This window comes from Kocuria sp. KSNUG, from assembly GCF_049532735.1.
GTDB lineage: Bacteria > Actinomycetota > Actinomycetes > Actinomycetales > Micrococcaceae > Kocuria > Kocuria rhizophila.
Genome location: NZ_CP150981.1, coordinates 2,261,427 through 2,279,503, shown reverse-complemented (window position 1 = coordinate 2,279,503; position 18,077 = coordinate 2,261,427). Strand labels below are relative to the sequence as shown.

Annotated in this window: 16 protein-coding genes and 1 other RNA gene; 9 read left to right on the top strand and 8 right to left on the bottom strand. The window is 70.8% G+C overall.

What is annotated here, in order from left to right; genetic code table 11:
- Positions 1–5: 5 nt before the first annotated feature.
- Complete coding sequence (smpB, locus tag AABM36_RS09960) at positions 6–494, top strand: SsrA-binding protein SmpB (RefSeq protein WP_019309392.1); 489 nt, start codon at positions 6–8, stop codon at positions 492–494.
- Between the two features lie 12 nt (positions 495–506).
- On the opposite strand, the gene AABM36_RS09955 is transcribed toward smpB, so the two are convergent.
- Positions 507–2,279, bottom strand: a complete 1,773-nt coding sequence (locus AABM36_RS09955; RefSeq protein WP_019309391.1) for an ABC-F family ATP-binding cassette domain-containing protein — start codon at positions 2,277–2,279, stop codon at positions 507–509.
- Positions 2,280–2,355: 76 nt separating this feature from the next.
- On the opposite strand from AABM36_RS09955, the gene AABM36_RS09950 reads away from it, so the two are divergent.
- The 3 genes from AABM36_RS09950 to AABM36_RS09940 all read left to right on the top strand — a co-directional run bounded on the left by AABM36_RS09950 (position 2,356) and on the right by AABM36_RS09940 (position 4,008).
- Positions 2,356–2,493 (top strand): hypothetical protein, encoded by a 138-nt coding sequence (locus AABM36_RS09950; protein WP_158217859.1) that lies wholly within the window; start codon positions 2,356–2,358, stop codon positions 2,491–2,493.
- Positions 2,494–2,578: 85 nt separating this feature from the next.
- Positions 2,579–2,947: a transfer-messenger RNA gene (gene ssrA / locus AABM36_RS09945) on the top strand.
- Positions 2,948–3,111: 164 nt separating this feature from the next.
- Positions 3,112–4,008 carry a DUF4190 domain-containing protein gene (locus AABM36_RS09940; RefSeq protein ID WP_050899429.1) on the top strand — a complete coding sequence of 299 codons (897 nt, stop codon included), beginning with the start codon at positions 3,112–3,114 and terminating at the stop codon, positions 4,006–4,008.
- A gap of 185 nt (positions 4,009–4,193) precedes the next feature.
- Here the strand turns inward: AABM36_RS09940 and hisN are convergent, their stop codons facing one another.
- From hisN to AABM36_RS09920, 4 genes are read right to left on the bottom strand one after another with little or no spacing between them, the layout of a single operon-like run.
- Positions 4,194–5,003, bottom strand: coding sequence for a histidinol-phosphatase (gene hisN, locus AABM36_RS09935; protein ID WP_019309390.1), 810 nt, complete (start codon positions 5,001–5,003; stop codon positions 4,194–4,196).
- Between the two features lie 4 nt (positions 5,004–5,007).
- Positions 5,008–6,123 (bottom strand): ribosome small subunit-dependent GTPase A, encoded by a 1,116-nt coding sequence (gene rsgA / locus AABM36_RS09930; protein WP_019309389.1) that lies wholly within the window; start codon positions 6,121–6,123, stop codon positions 5,008–5,010.
- Positions 6,124–6,126: 3 nt separating this feature from the next.
- Positions 6,127–7,467 carry a 3-phosphoshikimate 1-carboxyvinyltransferase gene (aroA, locus tag AABM36_RS09925; protein WP_121240994.1) on the bottom strand — a complete coding sequence of 447 codons (1,341 nt, stop codon included), beginning with the start codon at positions 7,465–7,467 and terminating at the stop codon, positions 6,127–6,129.
- Between the two features lie 13 nt (positions 7,468–7,480).
- Positions 7,481–8,017, bottom strand: coding sequence for a DoxX family protein (locus AABM36_RS09920; RefSeq protein WP_121240992.1), 537 nt, complete (start codon positions 8,015–8,017; stop codon positions 7,481–7,483).
- Positions 8,018–8,225: 208 nt separating this feature from the next.
- Between AABM36_RS09920 and AABM36_RS09915 the strand changes: the two genes are divergently transcribed.
- Together AABM36_RS09915 and rsrA are read left to right on the top strand one after the other, a co-directional pair.
- Positions 8,226–8,906, top strand: coding sequence for a sigma-70 family RNA polymerase sigma factor (locus tag AABM36_RS09915; RefSeq protein WP_121240990.1), 681 nt, complete (start codon positions 8,226–8,228; stop codon positions 8,904–8,906).
- A 3-nt stretch (positions 8,907–8,909) separates the two neighbouring features.
- Complete coding sequence (rsrA, locus tag AABM36_RS09910) at positions 8,910–9,176, top strand: mycothiol system anti-sigma-R factor (protein ID WP_019309385.1); 267 nt, start codon at positions 8,910–8,912, stop codon at positions 9,174–9,176.
- A gap of 219 nt (positions 9,177–9,395) precedes the next feature.
- Here rsrA and AABM36_RS09905 read toward each other — a convergent pair whose 3' ends face one another.
- The 3 genes from AABM36_RS09905 to AABM36_RS09895 all read right to left on the bottom strand — a co-directional run bounded on the left by AABM36_RS09905 (position 9,396) and on the right by AABM36_RS09895 (position 14,225).
- Positions 9,396–9,470: a 50S ribosomal protein bL37 gene (locus AABM36_RS09905; protein WP_098054049.1), complete on the bottom strand. Its 75-nt coding sequence runs from the start codon at positions 9,468–9,470 to the stop codon at positions 9,396–9,398.
- A 163-nt stretch (positions 9,471–9,633) separates the two neighbouring features.
- Positions 9,634–10,233: a GDSL-type esterase/lipase family protein gene (locus AABM36_RS09900; RefSeq protein WP_121240988.1), complete on the bottom strand. Its 600-nt coding sequence runs from the start codon at positions 10,231–10,233 to the stop codon at positions 9,634–9,636.
- A 134-nt stretch (positions 10,234–10,367) separates the two neighbouring features.
- On the bottom strand, positions 10,368–14,225 hold the full coding sequence (locus AABM36_RS09895) for a multifunctional oxoglutarate decarboxylase/oxoglutarate dehydrogenase thiamine pyrophosphate-binding subunit/dihydrolipoyllysine-residue succinyltransferase subunit (protein WP_423446020.1): 3,858 nt from the start codon (positions 14,223–14,225) through the stop codon (positions 10,368–10,370).
- 345 nt (positions 14,226–14,570) lie between these two features.
- Here AABM36_RS09895 and AABM36_RS09890 point away from each other — a divergent pair, with 345 nt between their 5' ends.
- The 3 genes from AABM36_RS09890 (at position 14,571) to AABM36_RS09880 (ending at position 18,076) form a co-directional block, all read left to right on the top strand.
- Positions 14,571–16,028 (top strand): GuaB1 family IMP dehydrogenase-related protein, encoded by a 1,458-nt coding sequence (locus AABM36_RS09890; RefSeq protein ID WP_047979021.1) that lies wholly within the window; start codon positions 14,571–14,573, stop codon positions 16,026–16,028.
- Positions 16,029–16,150: 122 nt separating this feature from the next.
- Entirely contained in the window at positions 16,151–17,134 is a 984-nt protein-coding gene (locus tag AABM36_RS09885; protein WP_259900794.1) for a metal ABC transporter solute-binding protein, Zn/Mn family, read from the top strand.
- 3 nt (positions 17,135–17,137) lie between these two features.
- The gene (locus tag AABM36_RS09880) at positions 17,138–18,076 is read left to right on the top strand and encodes a metal ABC transporter ATP-binding protein (RefSeq protein ID WP_259900793.1); all 939 of its coding nucleotides are present in this window, start codon (positions 17,138–17,140) and stop codon (positions 18,074–18,076) included.
- Position 18,077: the final 1 nt, after the last annotated feature.

Below are 18,077 nucleotides of genomic sequence, written 5' to 3'. Positions count from 1 at the left end.
GGCCGATGGCCAAGAAGAACGCTGACGACGGCCGCCAGATCGTGGCCAACAACAAGAAGGCGCGGCACGACTACGCCATCCTGGACACCTACGAGGCCGGACTGGCGCTCATGGGCACCGAGGTGAAGTCCCTGCGCATGGGGCGGGCGTCCCTGGTGGACGCGTTCTGCCAGTTCGACAGCCGCGGTGAGCTGTGGCTCGAGCACGCCCACATCCCGGAGTACCTGCAGGGCTCGTGGACCAACCACTCGGCCCGGCGCCGCCGCAAGCTGCTGCTGCACCGCGCGGAGCTGGACAAGATCGCGGGCAAGACGCGCGAGGCTGGCTACACCATCATCCCGCTGTCGCTGTACTTCGTGGACGGCAAGCGCGTGAAGGTGGAGATCGCGGTGGCCCGCGGCAAGCGCGAGTACGACAAGCGCCAGACCCTGCGCGAGAAGCAGGACAACCGCGAGGCCCAGCGCGCCATGCGCTACCGCAACATGCGCGGCTGAGCTCCGCGTGCCTCACACGGCCGGCGCCTCCACACGGAGGTGCCGGCCGTTCCAGTTCCGTCGCAGCCAGCGGTCGTGGGAGGCGACGACGACGCTCCCCGGGTACTCGGGCACGGCCGCCTCGAGCTGCGTGGCCAGCACCAGGGACACGTGGTTGGTGGGCTCGTCCAGCAGCAGCACGTGGGGCGGGTCCGCGAGCAGGGCGGCCAGGGCCAGCCGACGCCGCTGGCCCACGCTGAGCTCACCCACGCGCCGGTTCTCGTCCCGCCCCGCGAGCAGCCCGAACGTGCCCAGCGGCACCGTCTCCGCGAGTTCCTCACCCACGAGGTCCAGGTAGACCCTCACTGCGGTGCGCTCCGGGTCCGCGTGGGCCACGGAGTCCTCCTGGCCGAGCAGTCCCACGCGCACTCCCGGGGCCCGGTGCACGCTGCGGCCCGTGGGCTCCGCACGGCCCGCCAGGAGGTTCAGCAGGGTGGACTTGCCCGCACCGTTCGGCCCGGTGAGCAGCCACTTCTCACCCGCCCCCACGGTCAGGGAGACCGGGGCGAGGCGGTGCTCCACGGTGGCGCGGGAAGCGGTGAGCACCGGGCCGGAGGCACGGAGGCAGCGCGCGGCGTCGTGGTCCGCGGCCGTCAGACCGCGGAAGAACAGCTCCTGCGTGGGCTTGCGCACCTGCTCCCGCTCGAGGGTGGCCAGGCGCGTCCGGGCGTCGTTGACGCGGCGGGAGACCACGGTGGCGTTGCGGTCCGCGTAGAACTTCTTCGCCGCCCGCGCCTCCGTCCGTGGGGCCCTGCCCGAGTGCCCGACGCTCTGCTGCTCCTGGACCGTGGCCCGCAGCTTCTTCAGCTGCTCCTGCTCGTCCCGGTAGGTGCGCTCCCAGCGCTCGCGAGCGTCCAGCCCGGCCAGCACGTACTGCGAGTAGGTGCCGCTGAAGCGGGTCACGCCGATTCCGGTGCCCGTGCCGTCGGCCACGAGGTCCGCGGTGGCGGCATGGGGGCGTGGGGCCGGGTCGAGGTCCACGAGCGATCCGACCGTGGCGTCCAGGAACGCCCGGTCGTGGCTCGCGAGCAGCACCGGTCCGTGCCACGAACGCAGCGTGGCTGACACGAAGTCGAGGGCGGAGTCGTCCAGGTGGTTCGTGGGCTCGTCCAGCAGCAGCACGTCCGGAGCACGGAGCAGGGTCCACGCGAGGGACAAGCAGGCCCGCTGGCCACCGGAGAGCTCCGCGGTGCGCCGGTCGCGGGCGACGCCGCCCAGCCCGAGGCCGTCCAGCGTGGCACCGATCGCCGTGTCCACGTCCCACGCGCCGGTGCGTTCCGCGGTCTCCAGCGCGTCGGCGTAGCGGGTGCCCGCGCGCTCATCGTGCGGGGCGGCGGCCAGGGCGCGGGCGGCGTCGTCCACGGCGCGGGCCGCGTCCCGTACGGGGCGCACCGCTGCCGCCACGGCCTGGGCCACGGTGTCCTGCGGTGCGAAGGGCGGTTCCTGGTGGAGCAGGCCCACGCGGACGGGCCCACCGCCGGGACCGACGGCGCGCACGGTGCCGGCATCGGGTGCGCGCAGACCCGCCAGAATGCGCAGCAGGGTGCTCTTGCCGGAGCCGTTCTCGCCGATCAGCCCGGCGGGGCGGCCCGTGGTGACGGTGAAGGTGATGTCCGTGAGGACGCGGTGGGTGCCGAACGAGGCGGATACCCCGTCCACCGTCACGTGGGTGCCCGTGGCGCCGGACGTGCTGAACGCTGTGCTTGCGCGCGCGGACGCGGGGAAGGGGATGGGGGAGGGGTTCACGAAGGTCCTCTGATGGTCGCGGTCCCCGCCGGGCAGCGGCCTCGGACGCGGGGATTCAGGAAGGACTCATCGGGACATGGCCCCCACCGTAGGGCACTGGACGGGGGAGGACAAGGGCTGGTCCACCGAGGACCGCACCACCGGCGCCGTTCCGCTCGGCCCTGCTCCTCCGGGATCGTCGGCACGGCCCTGCGGCGAGGCCGTGTGCTGTTGACGCGCGAGGACGTGCGGACGTAGTCTTGTGTGTCTACGACACGGCGCGCTGCGCGGTGACGTGGTGCTCATTGAAAAATGAATACGGGGATGATCGGTTTCGACGATGTGAGTTGAGACAGGGGAAGCGGGCCGAGGATGCAGAGTCATCTCGTCAACGCTCTCTGCAAAAAATATAAGTGCCAAATCCAAGCGCACTGACTTCGCTCTCGCTGCGTAAGTAGCCCGAGCAGTCTGTCAGCCCAGGTTCACCTTCGACCTGGAATCTGACATCAGCTAGAAGGTCACTGCTCTGGACGTACGTCACGGACGTCCAGGGGACTTCTACGTGACTGAGTCCGGCGGCCACTCGTGTGCGAGATGGCCGGGACTGAGAAACCTGCAAGCACACTGCGCCCGGAGAAGCCCTGACAATGCTGCATCGGACGGGGGTTCAATTCCCCCCATCTCCACCCGTGATGTCCACGGACATCGAGAACACCTCGGACCCTGCGGTCCGGGGTGTTTTTTCATGCCTCGCCCGGTGCGGGCCGCGGAGGGACCGCCGAGAAGCGGGTGCAGCTCGTGTGGGAGACTGGCTCACGACACGATTCACCACGACCGAAAGGCAGGCGCCTCCATGAGCGAGCGTTTCCCCGAGAACTCGGGTTCCTCCTCGGCCTCGAACGGCGAGCAGCCGCAGTACGGCCAGTACTCGGCGGACCGGGCTCAGACCTCTGCGGCCGGGCAGGACCGGTACGGCCAGGACTCCTCGGCACAGGCCACGGGCGCGGGACAGGAGGGCTTCGGCGCGGCCGGCTACGGCGACTCCGCGTCCTCGGGCTCGCAGCACGGTGGCTCGGGGTACGGCGGCTACGGCGACTCCCAGTACGGTGACTCCCAGTACGGTGTCGGCGGCCAGTACGGCCAGCAGTCCGGTGGGGGCCACGGCTACTCCGGGCAGCAGTACGGTGTGCAGGACCCGGGGAACCAGGGCTACGGCGGGCAGCAGTACGGCACCCAGGGGTACGGCACCCAGGGCTACGGCACCCAGGGCTACGGGGTGCAGCAGGGCTACGACTCCCAGAACTCGGACGGCTATCCCACGCACTACCAGGACGGCTACTCCCAGCAGCCGTACGGCCAGCAGCCCTACAACGGGCAGGATCCGTACGGCCAGAACACGGCTCCGACGCCGGGCAAGGGCCTGGCCATCGCATCGCTGGTCCTGGGCATCCTGGGCATCCTGACCTTCTGGTTCGGCGGTCTGGGTGGCCTGATCGGGCTCGTGGGTCTGGTGCTCGGCATCGTGGGCCTGGTCAAGATGCGCAAGTCCCGCCGGGAGTCCCCGGCGCTCGCGGTCGTGGGCGTGGTGCTCTCGTCCCTTGCGGTGATCGGCGGCATCCTCATGGCCGTGGTCTTCGCCTGGGCGTTCAGCTCCGTCAGCGACTGCCTGCCCTACGCGTCCCAGGGGGACGAGGCGAAGTACGAGCAGTGCATCACGGACTCGTTGCAGAGCGACTCGCCCAACACGTGATCCAATTCGGCGGACCCCGCACGCTCCGGGTTCTGCCGTCTGGCAGCGGTACGACGACGCCCGGCGCCTCCACAGGAGAGGTGCCGGGCGTTTTTCGTGCCGGACGGGTGCCGGCCGAACGCCGGGCCGGGACGGGACGGCGGGGGCCGAGCGCCGCGCTGGGGCCCCGGGACCCGCGTGATGGCTCAGTCGGCGCTGTCCTGACGCGTGCCGAGAACGTCGAGGGCGGCGTCGTGCAGGGTGCCGTTGCTCGCCAGGGCGTTCGGTCCGAACGGTCCGTCCTGCCCCGCGAGCGAGGTGAAGTGCCCGCCGGCCTCGGTCACGATGGGCACCAGGGCCGCCATGTCGTGGAGGTTCAGCTCGGGTTCGCACGCGAGGTCCACCGCGCCCTCGGCCACGAGGCAGTAGGACCAGAAGTCGCCGTAGGCCCGTGTGCGCCACACCCGGTCCGTGAGGTCCAGGAAACGGTCCCGGATCCCCAGCTCCTGCCAGCCGGACAGCGACGAGTAGGACAGGGAGGCGTCCTCTAGCGTGGCCACGGAGGAGACGGAGAGTCGCTGCGCCTGCGAGAGCGAGCGGCCCGTGAAGGCCCCGGAACCGGCGGCCGCCCACCAGCGGCGGTTCAGAGCGGGCGCGGAGACCACGCCCACGACCACCTCGCCGTCCTCCACGAGGCCGATGAGCGTGGCCCACACGGGGACACCGCGCACGTAGTTCTTGGTACCGTCGATGGGGTCGATGATCCACTGCCGCCCGCCCGAGCCCGTGGCCCCGAACTCCTCGCCGATCACGGCGTCCCGGTTGCGCACGCGTCCCAGCTGACCGCGGATCACCTGCTCGGCCTCCCGGTCCGCGTCCGTGACGGGGGTCAGGTCCGGTTTGGTCTCCACGGTGAGGTCCTGGGACTTGAACCGTTTCATGGTCAGGCCGTCCACGGAGTCCGCGAGGATGTGGGCCAGGCGGAGGTCGTCCGTGTGGTTGCTCGGTGCGCGCATGCCCCTACGTTATCGCCTGTCCGAGCTGCTTCTCGCTGTCACCCTGCTGGGTCTCCCCGCGCGACGCCGCCAGCAGCCTGCGCAGCGACTCCAGCCGCTCCGGCGCGGCGGGGGAGGCCTCCGGCCGGTGCACCCAGGCGTCCAGGGCGCAGCCGGGGGAGTCCTCGGTGTGCCGGCAGCCCCGCGGGCAGTGGGCGGTGGCGGGCACGAGGTCCGTGAAGGCGTCGAGCAGGTTCTCCTCGGACACGTGCGCGAGTCCCAGGGAGCGGATGCCGGGGGTGTCCACGACCCACGTGCCCGGGCTGGTCCCCGGGACCGTGAGGGCCCGGGCGGAGGAGGACGTGTGCCGGCCGCGCCCCGTGACGTCGTTGACGCCGCCCGTGGCCCGCTCGGCTCCGGTGAGGGCGTTGACCAGCGTGGACTTACCCACGCCGGAGGGGCCCAGGAACACGCTGACGTGCCCGTCCAGCAATTCCCGCAGCCGGGCGAGGGAGTCCTCAGAGACGGCCAGGGACTCCTCGTGCAGCCCGGCCTCCGGTCGCTGGCCCCGGTCCGTGGCGCGCTGGGTGGTCACGGTGAGGACGTCGAGGTCGTGCAGGTAGTCGAGGAACTCCGTGGGGTCCGCGAGGTCGGACTTGGTCATGCACACCACGGGGGTGATGTCCGCGTCCCACGCGGCCGCGAGGCCCCGGTCCACGAATCCCGTGCGGGGAGTGGGGGAGGCGGCGGCGAGCACCAGGACCAGACGGTCGGCGTTCGCCACGATCACCCGCTCCACGGGGTCGGTGTCGTCCGCGCTGCGGCGCAGCACCGTGGCGCGTGGTTCGATCCGCACGATCCGGGCGAGCGTGTCGGGCGCGCCGGAGACGTCCCCGACGACTCCCACCAGGTCACCGGGCACGATGGGGCGGCGGCGCAGCTCCTTGGCGCGCACGCACAGCACCGTGACGGGATCGGGGCCGTCCTCGTCCACCACGCACGTGTACCGGCCACGGTCCACGGCCACCACGCGGGCCACCACGGCGTCTTCGTGGGACGGGCGCTGCTTGGTGCGGGGTCGGGAGCCACGCTTATTTGCGCGCACCCGCACGTCCGACTCGTCCCACGTCCTGCGTGCCACCGCTCAGGCCCCCGTGCCCAGCAGAGCGGCCCACAGCTGTGGGAACTCCGGCAGCGTCTTGGCGGTCGTGGCGATGTTCTCGACCAGGATCCCCGGGACGCGGAGTCCCAGGATGGCGCCGGCGGTGGCCATCCGGTGGTCGTGGTACGTGTGGAACTCGCCGCCGTGCAGGGGCGCGGGGGTGATCTGCAGGCCGTCCTCGGTCTCGCGGACGCGGCCTCCCAGGGCGTTGAGCTCGGTGCTCAGCGCGGCGAGCCGGTCGGTCTCGTGCCCGCGCAGGTGGGCGATGCCCCGAAGCCGGGACGGCCCCGAGGCCAGAGCGCACAGTGCGGCCACGGTGGGGGCCAGTTCACCGGCCTCGGAGAGGTCCAGGTCCACGCCCTGCAGCTCGTCCGGGCCCGTCACGGTGAAGACTCCGTCCCGCACGGCCACGTGCGCCCCGAAGCTGGGGAGGATGTGGCGCCAGTGGTCGCCACCCTGCGTGGTGCGCGCGGGCCAGTCCGGAATGCTCACGGTGCCGCCGGTGACCACGGCCGCGGCGAGGAAGGGCCCGGCATTGGAGAGGTCCGGCTCCACGGTCACGTCCAGGCCGGCCACGGGCCCGGGCTCGACGCGCCACTCCCGCTCGCCCACGCGCTCGGCGCTTACACCGGCGTCGCGCAGCACCTGCAGCGTCATCTCGACGTGCGGCAGGGACGGCACCCCGCCGGGGGCGTCGTGGCGCAGCACGAGGGGGGAGTCGAAGCGCACCGCGGCCAGCAGCAGTGCGGAGACGAACTGCGAGGACCCGCTCGCGTCGATCCTCACGGTCCCACCGGGCACCGTTCCGGTGCCGACGACGCTCAGCGGCAGGGTGCCCCGGCCGTCGTCCTCCACCCGGACCCCGAGCTGCCGCAGCCCCTCGACCACGGGAGCCATGGGACGCACCCGGGCGGCGTCGTCGCCGTCCAGGACGACCGTGCCCGAGCACAGCGCGGCCACGGGGGGCACGAAGCGCATGACCGTGCCGGCGAGTCCGCAGTCCACGGCCACGGGCTCGTGCAGCGCAGCGCCCGGGGACACGGGGTCGATCCGCAGGTCCGGGCCGAACGGGCCCGGATCCGGAAGTGCAGTGACCGTGGCGCCCAGCTGCTCGAGCGCGGCGGCCATGAGAGCGCTGTCCCGTGAGTGCAACGGCTTGCGCACCACCGAGGGCCCGCTCGCCAGCGCGGCGAGCACGAGGTACCTGTTGGTCAGGGACTTGGACCCCGGCACCGCCACCGTGCCGCTCACGGGCGAGCCGTGGGCGGAGGGGGCGGGCCAGTGGGCAGAGTCCCGGGGGTGCGTCAAGCCGTTGCGCGTCACGTGGTGCGGCGGACTAGAAGGAGACGGCGTTCTGCACGGCCTTCTCGGCCTCGTTCAGCTTCTTCTTGGTGTCCTTGCTGACCTTGACCGCGTTCTTGCGGACGTCGTCCGCGAGGTGGCTCGCGCGCCACGCCAGGGACGGGTTGCCGGAGGTGTCCACGGCGGCGATCATCACGCCGCCCAGCAGCGACACGTTCTTCAGCAGGCCCGAGCGGCGGGCCGCCTTGCCCTCGGTGGTGCTCGCGTCAGCGGAGCGGTACTGGGCGTAGCCGTTGAGGGCGGTGGTGCCCAGCAGCACGGTGGAGGACAGCCGGGGCAGCTTGCTCACGGCCAGCAGGGATCCGGCAGCCACCTGGGCGGCCGCGAGGCCCTGCGCCACCACGGCGCGGTTGGCGGTCACGGGGCGCAGCTGCGGTGCGGCGCTCTCCACGGCCTTCAGCACGGGATCCAGCTGCCGGGCCGTGGTGGACGAGTTGCGGAACGCGTCCACCCCTCCGGCGATGAAGCCGGTGGCGAGCAGCGGGCGGGCGAGACGACGAACAATGCTCATGGTTCTCCTCCTTAGGGTCCCGGCATCTCCGGGAAGGCACGACAGCCATCCTATCGGCCCGCGGCCGGGGCTCCCCCGGGAATACCCGCGCGAGCAGCGTGTGTTGTCCCGGATGAACGGAAGCACCACACGTGTGGTGAGGCAGAAGGCGTGCGGGAGGGCAGGTGACGGTCCGGAGATGACGGCCCCCGCCTTAGACTTGGGCGTGATGAACGATCAGCGAAATCACGAATCCCACGCCGTGGAGCACCCCGAAGAGGTGCCGGCCGGCGAGGAGTCCACCCAGCAGCGGCGCGAGCGCTTCGAGCGTGACGCCATGCAGTACGTGGACCAGCTCTACGCGGCTGCGCTGCGCATGGCCCGCAACCCCTCCGACGCCGAGGACCTCGTGCAGGAGGCCTACACCAAGGCGTTCTCCGCGTTCCACCAGTACAAGCCCGGAACCAACCTCAAGGCCTGGCTGTACCGGATCCTCACCAACACGTACATCAACCTCTACCGCAAGCGGCAGCGTGAACCGCGCCAGGCCAACACGGACACCGTGGAGGACTGGCAGCTGCACCGGGCCGAGTCCCACACCTCCACGGGGCTGCGCTCCGCGGAGGTCGAGGCGCTGGACCACCTCCCGGACTCGGACGTGAAGCGGGCCCTGCAGGAGCTGCCCGAGGAGTTCCGCCTGGCGGTCTACTTCTCGGACGTGGAGGGATTCGCGTACAAGGAGATCTCCGAGATCATGGACACGCCCATCGGCACCGTGATGTCCCGGCTGCACCGCGGCCGCAAGCTCCTGCGCGAGAAGCTGGGCGACTACGCCCAGGAACGAGGATTCGACACGTCCAAGGCCGGCAGATCGGCCAAGGGCGGGGCACCGGCGAAGGATCGAGGCTGAGACATGACGCAGAACCCCTGCAGCGGAGGCTGCACCGACGAACGCATCCAGCGCATCTACGAGTACCTGGACGGCGCGCTGACCACCGAGGACCTCGAGGAGATCCACGCCCACCTCACCGGGTGTTCCGAGTGCGAGCGCGAGTACAACCTGGAGTGCGTGATCCGCTCCGTGATGAAGCGCTCGTGCTGCGAGAGCGCCCCCGAGCAGCTCAAGCGCTCGATCCTGGAGCGCATCGACGCGCAGTGCGGCGAGCACCCCGCGGCCTGAGGGCCCGGCCCACCTCTCCCACCCCTCGGACGGTGTCCGGACGGCGCTCGGGCGCACCGGCGACGCCGCTCGGTCGCCCCGGCCGCGCCGCGCCCCGTCCCGCTGTTCCGCCGTCCGCGACCCGGTGACCCGCGACGTTCGCGCCCACCGACGCCCCGGACATGCAGAACGCCCGCAACCATGATGGTTGCGGGCGTTCCGTGGTTCGTGCGCAGAACTTCAGGAGTTGGGCCGCTTGCCGCGGTTTGCCGAGTTCTTGCGACGATCCTTGCGCTTACGTCCACGCTTGCTCATGATGTGCCTCCTGTGGTGATTGGCTGGAACATCGTCCGTCAGTATCTCACATCTGCGGCGGCCCCAGAGCCACCCAGAGTCCCCGACCGTCCCCGCGGGGGGAGCGGGCCCTGCCCGGGCGGGACGCCGGGACGAACTCCCGGGGGCGTTCCCGGAACCTGCGTCAGCGGGGCTCGGGCAGCTGCAGCCAGTTGTACCAGCCGCGGTGCAGCACGAGCCACGCGATGAGGCCGTAGCCCGCCTGGCCGGGGTTGCCGTGGTTGGCGGCCAGGTCCTTGCGCCACTGCTCGTGGTGCTGCAGCGGGTTGAAGGTGTCCACGTACACGTGGTTGCGGCGCGTGGTGACGTCCCCGTAGGCCGCGGAGAGGTCCGCGATCTTCCGGTTGCGCTGCGGGTCCAGCGTGGGAGGCGGGCCCACCACCAGCACCTTCACGTTGTTCTGGGTGGCCTGGTCCACGATGTTCGCCATGTTCAGGCGGGAACGCGCGGAGGTGATGCCCAGGTCGATGTCCAGGGCTGACGGCGCGATGACCAGACGGTTGTCGCACGCGGGATCGAATCGGCGGGCCGCCTCGTCGAACCAGCGCTCGTTGAGGGTCTCGCTGCCCTCTCCCGGTGCGGCGAGGTTGTAGGCGTCCACGGGGACCACGTCACGGGGGGTGCGGGCCAGGACGCGACCGAACCAGCCCAGGGCGCGGGGGTCGTCCACTCCGGCCAGCAGTTCGTCGCCCACGGCCACAATGCGGATCCTGCGTTGGTCCACTCTTCTCGACATCCTTCAAGTTGTTGCGTGGCCCGGGGGCCGTCAGGTGACGGCCCCCGGGCAGGTCGGGTCCGGCGCGCTTGTCCGGCAGGCGCGGTCACCGTGGGGGACGGTGGAACGCGCCCGGTGCGGGATCACTCGCCGCGGTCGAACGCCTGCTGCACCAGGGTCTCCAACTCCGCGGCGTGGCGCTTGGCCGAGCCGTTGGCGGGGGAGGCGGAGGCCGGGCGGGACGCCAGCGTGACGGGGCGGTCCAGCTGCGGCACCAGGTTCACGGCCATGAACGGCCACGCACCCTGGTTGGCGGGCTCGTCCTGCGCCCAGATCACACGGGCCTCCGGGTAGCGCGCCAGCTGCTCCTTGATCTCGTCCGCGGGCAGCGGGTACAGCTGCTCCACGCGCACGATCGCGGTGGAGTGGTCCTCGGACTTCCTGCGCTGCGCGTCGAGGTCGTAGTAGAGCCGACCGGACACCAGGATCACGTCCGTGACCTTGGAGTCGTCCAGGTTCGTGACGTCGGGGATCACCGGCTGGAACGAGCCCTGCGTGAAGTCCTCCACGGGGGAGGCCGCGGCCTTCAGGCGCAACAGCTGCTTGGGCGTGGCCACGATCAGGGGCCGGCGGGGACGCGAGTACGCCTGGCGGCGCAGCATGTGGAAGTGGTTGGCCGGCGTGGACGGCTGGGCCACGATCATGTTCTTCTCCGCGCACAGCGCCAGGAAGCGCTCGATGCGTGCGGAGGAGTGGTCCGGGCCCTGGCCCTCGAAGCCGTGGGGGAGCAGCAGCACCAGGTTGGAGCGCTGACCCCACTTCTGCTCCGCGGAGGAGATGAACTCGTCCACGATGGTCTGTGCGCCGTTGGTGAAGTCACCGAACTGCGCCTCCCACACGGTCAGCGCCTCGGGACGCTCCACGGAGTAGCCGTACTCGAAGCCCAGCACGCCGTATTCGGAGAGCAGGGAGTTGTAGATCGAGAAGTGGGCCTGGTCCGCGGACAGGCTGTTCAGCGGCGTCCACTCCGCACCGTTCTCGGCGTCGAAGAACACCGCCTGGCGCTGGGTGAACGTGCCGCGGCGCACGTCCTGCCCGGACATCCGCACGGGCACACCGTCCATGAGGAGGGAGCCGAAGGCCATGAGCTCGCCCATGCCCCAGTCGATCCCGCCCTCGCGGGTCATGTCCCGGCGCTTCTCCGCGAGCTTCTTGAGCTTGCGGTGCATGGTGAAGCCCTCGGGCATCTCCACGTAGGAGTCGCCGATGCGCTGCGCGGTCTCCGGGGAGATCGCGGTGGTCTTTGGCACGGAGACGCCCGAGTCCGCCTGCTGCGCGGACGGGCGCTCGATGTTGGCGATGGCAGCGGCGTCCCCGGTGACCAGCGGGACCGTGGAGTTCTGGGCCTCGTGGGTCTCCGCGAACACGCGCTCCAGGCGCTCCTGGTAGTCCTTTAGTGCCCGGTCCGCCTCTTCCTGGGTGATGTCCCCGCGGCCCACGAGGTTCTCGGTGTAGACCTTGCGCGTGGAGCGCTTGCCGTCGATCAGGGAGTACATCAGCGGCTGGGTCATCGAGGGGTCGTCGCCCTCGTTGTGGCCGCGGCGGCGGTAGCAGACCAGGTCCACCACGACGTCGCGGTGGAAGCGCTGGCGGTACTCGAACGCGAGCTGCGCCACGCGGACCACGGCCTCGGGGTCGTCCGCGTTCACGTGGAAGATCGGGGCCTGCACCGTGCGGGCCACGTCCGTGGAGTACGTGGAGGTGCGTCCGGCGGAGGGAGCGGTGGTGAAGCCCACCTGGTTGTTGACCACCACGTGGATGGTCCCGCCCACGTTGTAGCCCTCCAGCCCGGACATCTGCATGACCTCGTACACGATGCCCTGACCGGCCATGGCGGCGTCGCCGTGGACCTGGATGGGCAGCACGGGGAACTCGCCGTTGCCCTCGGGGCCTGCGCCGAGCACGTCCGTCTTGGCGCGGGCGATGCCCTCGATGACGGGGTCCGCGGCCTCCAAGTGGGAGGGGTTTGCGGCCAGGTACACCTGGGTCTCGTTGCCGTTGTCGGAGGTGAACACGCCCTCGGTGCCCAGGTGGTACTTCACGTCGCCGGAGCCCTCGGAGGCGCGCGGGTCCTGGCTGCCCTCGAACTCGCGGAACACCTGGGCGTAGGACTTGCCCGCAATGTTGGTGAGCACGTTGAGACGGCCACGGTGGGCCATGGCGATGCCCACGCCGGCCAGCGAGGCGTCCGCGGCCTCGGACATGATCGCGTCCAGCAGCGGGATCAGGGACTCGCCGCCCTCCAGGGAGAAGCGCTTCTGTCCCACGTACTTGGTCTGCAGGAAGGTCTCGAAGGCCTCCGCCGCGTTCAGCCGCTCCAGGATGTGGAACTGCTCCTCGCGGGACGGCTTCTGGTAGTCGCGCTCCAGCTTGGACTGGAACCACTCGCGCTGCTCCGGATCCTGGATGTGCATGTACTCCACGCCCACGGTGCGGCAGTACGCGTCCCGCAGCCGTCCGAGGATCACGCGCAGGGTGAGCAGGCTCTGGCCACCGAAGCCGCCGGTGGGCCACTCCCGCTCGAGGTCCCACAGGGTCAGCCCGTAGGTGCGGATGTCCAGGTCCGGGTGCTTGCGCATCACGTACTCGAGCGGGTTGGTGTCCGCCATGAGGTGTCCGCGCACGCGGTAGGAGTGGATCAGCTGCTGGATCCGAGCGACCTTGTTGATCTGGATCTCGGGGTTGACCTGGTTGTCCACGGCCCAGCGCACGGGCTCGTAGGGGATCCGCAGCGCCTCGAAGATGTGGTCGTAGAAGTCGTCCCCGCCCAGCAGGTAGTGCTCCACGAGCTTCAGGAACTCGCCGGAGCCCGCACCCTGGATCACGCGGTGGTCGTAGGTGGACGTCAGGGTGATGACCTTGGAGACCGCGTTGTGAGCGATCGTGCGGGGAGAGGCGCCCTTGTACTCGGCGGGGTAGTCCAGGGCACCGACGCCGATGATGCAGGCCTGGCCCTTGGACAGCCGCGGCACGGAGTGCACGGTGCCGATCCCGCCCGGGTTGGTCAGGGAGACCGTAGTGCCGGAGTAGTCCTCCATGGTCAGGGCGCCGTTGCGGCCGCGCTTGACGATGTCCTCGTAGGAGGTCCAGAACTCCTGGAAGGACATGGTCTCGGCGGCCTTGATGCTGGGCACCACCAGGTTGCGCGAGCCGTCCTTGTTGGGGATGTCGATCGCGATGCCGAAGTTCACGTGGGCGGGGTGGATGGCCGCGGGCTTGCCGTCCGACTCGTCGTAGATGACGTTCATGGACGGGAAGTTAGCCAGCGCCCGGATGACGGCGTAGCCCACCAGGTGGGTGAAGGAGACCTTGCCACCCCGGTTGCGGGAGAGGTGGGAGTTGATGACCAGGCGGTTGTCGATCAGCAGCTTGGCCGGCACGGCGCGCACCGTGGTGGCCGTGGGGACGCTCAACGAGGCATCCATGTTGGCGGCCACGGCCTTGGCGGGACCGCGCAGCTTGACCACGGTGTCCTCCGCGGGCTTCTCCTTGGCCGGGCCGTCCTCCTTGCGGTCCTCAGGCTGCGCCCGGATGGGTCGCTTGGAGGCTGCTCCCTCGCTGCTGTCCGCTTCGGTGTCCACGCCCTCGGGCCGTCCTTTCGCCTTGGCGCCGGTCGCGGCGGGTGCCGGGGACTGCGCACGTTCTGTGGTCTGGGGAGTCTGCTTCCGGGCGGCCGGCTCCGAGGTGCGGGCCGGGGAGGCCTCGGGCTTCTTCGCGGCGGGAGCCGACGCGGCGGTGGTCGCGGAGGCCTTGCCGGCGGGAGCGGAGTTCGTGCCACCGGGGGCGGAGGCCTTGTCCTCGTCCGCCATCTGCTCGAAGATGGGCCACCACTTCTTGTCCACGGAGTTCTTGTCCGCCTGGTACTTCTCGAAGAGCTCGTCCACAAGCCATTCGTTGCCGGCAAATTCTTCGGGGATAAGGTGGTGCGGCTGGTCTGGCACGAGTGATACGCCTCTTCCATCTGTGCTGGGTGTCCCGGGTGGCGAGCTGGTCCTCGCGGCCCCTGTGCGGCTCCCACGGAGTTTACCGGCCGTGGGCGCCCTCGACGGGCTTCGCGCATGCAAAGCCGGATCCGGTTTTTCAGTCTAGTGAGGCGGCAGGACGCGTGCCACCCGTCGCACGGGCCCCTCGCCGTGCTCCGCGCACCGTGTTCCGGAGCCGACGCCGCCCGCGTGCGGGGCCACGACGACGCCGGCTGCGGGGAACGTCACCCAGGCGGACGCGGCCCAGGGCGACCGGGCGGCGTCGGGCCCGGAGCGTGACGGTGGACAGTAGACTGTGCGTCTGTGCGCTTCCTCACGAATCCCACCACGGACCTGACCTACAACGACGTCTTCCTGGTGCCCTCCATGTCCAGGGTCACGTCCCGCTTCGACGCGGACCTGTCCCCGCAGGACGGCACGGGCTCCACGATCCCGGTCGTGGCCGCGAACATGACGGCGGTGACCGGACGCCGGATGACTGAGACCATGGCCCGTCGGGGCGGGCTCGGCATCCTGCCGCAGGACATCCCGCTGGACGTGATCGCGGAGGTCACGTCCTGGGTCAAGGACCGTTCCCCGCGCTGGGACACCCCTGTGGTGCTGCGGCGCACGGACACGGTCCACGACGCGCTCGGGATCATCCACAAGCGCCCGCACGGACTGGTGGTCGTGGTGGACGAGCAGCGCCGGTACCTGGGCCTCGTGCTGGAATCCGACTGCCGGGACGTGGACCGCTTCACCCAGCTGGGCGATCTGGCCCGCAGCGACGGCCCGCAGTTCCAGGAGACCGAGTTCCCAGAGGACGCCGATCCCGCGGCGCTGCGTGCGCTCTACGAGAGCCTCGCCGACGCGCGGGTGAGCGCGGCTCCGGTGCTGCGGGGCACGGAGGTCGCCGGGATCATCACACGCCAGGGTCTCGTGCGCTCCACCATCTACACCCCCTCCGTGGACGCCCGGGGGCGGTTGCGCGTGGGTGCCGCCGTGGGCATCAACGGTGACGTGGGCGCCAAGGCCGCCCGGTTGCTCGAGGCCGGGGTGGACGTCCTCGTGGTGGACACCGCCCACGGCCACCAGCTCAAGGCCATGGAGGCCGTGGCCGCCGTGCGCGCCCTGGATCCCCAGGTGCCGGTGGTGGCCGGCAACGTGGTCACCGCCGACGGCGTGCGCGACCTCGTCTCGGCCGGCGCGGACATCGTCAAGGTCGGCGTGGGCCCGGGGGCCATGTGCACCACCCGCATGATGACGGCGGTGGGGCGTCCCCAGTTCTCAGCGGTTGTGGAGTGCGCGGAAGCCGCGCAGGACCTCGGTGCGCACATTTGGGCGGACGGCGGGGTCAAGCACCCGCGCGACGTCGCCCTCGCCCTGGCCGCGGGGGCGAGCCAGGTCATGGTGGGCTCGTGGTTCGCGGGCACCCACGAGGGGCCGGGGGAGATCACCGTGGACGCGGACGGCCGTGCCTACAAGGAGTCCTTCGGGATGGCCTCGGCCCGTGCCGTGAAGCACCGCACCCTGGGAGAGGACCGGTTCTCCCGGGCCCGCAAGGCGCTGTTCGAGGAGGGGATCTCCAACTCCACCATGTACCTGGACCCCCAGCGACCCGGGGTGGAGGACCTGCTGGACCACATCACCTCCGGGGTGCGCAGCTCCATGACCTACGCCGGGGCCACCACGCTGCGGCAGTTCGCGTCCCGCGCCGTGGTGGGCATCCAGTCCCAGTCGGGCTACGACGAGGGCAGGCCACGCTCCGAGTCCTGGTCCTGATCCGCCCGTTCTCATCACGCCGCTACATGAGAATGGTTCATGATATGCTCGCGCTCTGATTTGATGACATCCGTTCTCATCGGCACCCCGGGTGGTGCGGGGGGACGCCGAGCAGGGAGACGATGCGCGTGAGTGACCGCACCAACCGCCACGGAGCCAGGGCCGCAGCAGTCCTGGGGCTGCTGGGAGCGCTGGCCCTCACGGGCTGCTCGGGCGGATCGGCGCAGGAGGGCGGATCCGGATCGGAGGACTCCGGGAAGATCCGGGTGACCACCTCCACCAACGTCTACTCGGACCTCGCGGCCCAGGTGGGTGGCGACAAGGTGGAGGCCACGCCGGTGATCCACTCCTCAGCCCAGGACCCCCACTCCTACGAGGCCACGCCGCAGGACCGGCTGGCCGTGGAAAAAGCCGACCTCCTGGTGCGCAACGGCGGCGGGTACGACCAGTTCATGACCGATCTGGCGCCGGAGGGCGCGCGCGTGGTGGACGCCGTGGAGGTCTCGGGTCTGCAGTCCGAGCAGGACCGTGAGGCCGCCGAGGAGCACGACCACGACCACGGCTCGGGGGAGCACCACCACCACCACGGGGGATTCAACGAGCACGTGTGGTACGACCTGGAGACCATGACCGAAGTGGTCACGCAGATCGCCGGCCAGCTCGGGGAGGTGGATCCCGCCAACGCGGGCTACTACACGGACAACGCCGCACGGGTCGGGCAGGAGCTGACCGCCCTGGACGCGCGTCTCGGGGGCCTCGGTGCGGGCGGTGGCTATGTGGCCACGGAACCGGTGCCCGGCTACCTGCTGGAGGACGCGGGTCTGCACGACGACACCCCCGCGGAGTTCGCCGAGGCGATCGACGCCGAGACGGACGCGCCGCCGGCCGCCCTCAACGACACGCTGAAACTGGTCGCGGACGAGCACATTGCGCTGCTCGCGTTCAACCAGCAGACCTCCACGGGGCAGACGGAGCGTCTGCGCACCACCGCCCAGGAGGCGGGCACCCCCGTGGTGGAGTTCACCGAGACCGTGCCGGACGGCAGGACGTACCAGCAGTGGATGGCCGAGAACGTGGACCACGTGGCCGAAGCCGTGAAGAAGTAGCCCGTGGCATCCGAGAGAACACGTGACGGCGCGGCAGGGCCCACCACGGCGGCGGGGCCCACCACGGCTGCGGGGCACAGCGTTCCCGGCTCCGCGGGATCCACGGCGGGTGCTCCTGGCAACCATCCGGAGAAATGGCACGACCCGGTGATCCGGTTGCGCGGCGCCGAGCTCTCCTTCGGGGAGCGCACCCTGTGGTCCGGTCTGGACCTGGACGTGCACCCCGGGGAGTACCTGGCCGTGCTGGGCTCAAACGGCACCGGCAAGACGAGCCTGCTCAAGGTGCTGCTGGGGCTGCTGCCGCTCACCGCCGGGACGGTGAGCGTCAACGGCGTGCGTCCGCGGGCGGCGGCCTCCCGCGTGGGCTACGTCCCTCAGCAGCGCGGCTTCCCGGAGCGCACCCCGCTGCGGGCGCGCGACCTCGTGGCCCAGGGCGTGGACGGACACCGGTGGGGGATGCGTCTGCGCTCGCGGCGGGTGCACCGCAGGGTGGACGAGCTGCTCGAGCGGGTGGGCGCCACGGACTATGCGCAAGCCCCCGTGGGGCTGCTCTCCGGGGGCGAGCAGCAGCGGCTGCGGATCGCCCAGGCGCTCGCGGCGGAGCCCACGGTCATGCTGTGCGACGAGGCGCTGCTCTCCCTGGACCTGCGCCACCAGCACGTGGTCAGCGAGCTGGTGCACGAGCAGCGTGAGCGCACCGGCTGCGCCGTGGTGTTCGTGACCCACGACGTGAACCCGATCATCGAGCACGTGGACCGGATCCTGTACCTGGCCAACGGCTCCTTCCGGATCGGCACGCCGGACGAGGTGCTGCGCTCGGACGTGCTCACCGAGCTCTACGGCAGCCCCATCGAGGTGCTGCGCGCCAACGGCCGGATCCTGGTGGCCGGCAGCCCGGACAGTGCCCACCACACCGACCCCCCGGAGGAGACCGTCCCGTGAT

What these genes read in the sequence shown, in the direction of transcription:
- AABM36_RS09920 (WP_121240992.1), bottom strand. Translation starts at nt 8,017, where the DNA reads ATGAGCATTGTTCGTCGTCTCGCCCGCCCGCTGCTCGCCACCGGCTTC.
- AABM36_RS09950 (WP_158217859.1), top strand. Translation starts at nt 2,356, where the DNA reads ATGGCCCCCACCGTAGGGCACTGGACGGGGGAGGACAAGGGCTGGTCC.
- hisN (WP_019309390.1), bottom strand. Translation starts at nt 5,003, where the DNA reads ATGCGCGCACCGAGCAACCACACGGACGACCTCCGCCTGGCCCACATC.
- smpB (WP_019309392.1), top strand. Translation starts at nt 6, where the DNA reads ATGGCCAAGAAGAACGCTGACGACGGCCGCCAGATCGTGGCCAACAAC.
- AABM36_RS09885 (WP_259900794.1), top strand. Translation starts at nt 16,151, where the DNA reads ATGCGCGTGAGTGACCGCACCAACCGCCACGGAGCCAGGGCCGCAGCA.
- rsrA (WP_019309385.1), top strand. Translation starts at nt 8,910, where the DNA reads ATGACGCAGAACCCCTGCAGCGGAGGCTGCACCGACGAACGCATCCAG.
- AABM36_RS09915 (WP_121240990.1), top strand. Translation starts at nt 8,226, where the DNA reads ATGAACGATCAGCGAAATCACGAATCCCACGCCGTGGAGCACCCCGAA.
- AABM36_RS09940 (WP_050899429.1), top strand. Translation starts at nt 3,112, where the DNA reads ATGAGCGAGCGTTTCCCCGAGAACTCGGGTTCCTCCTCGGCCTCGAAC.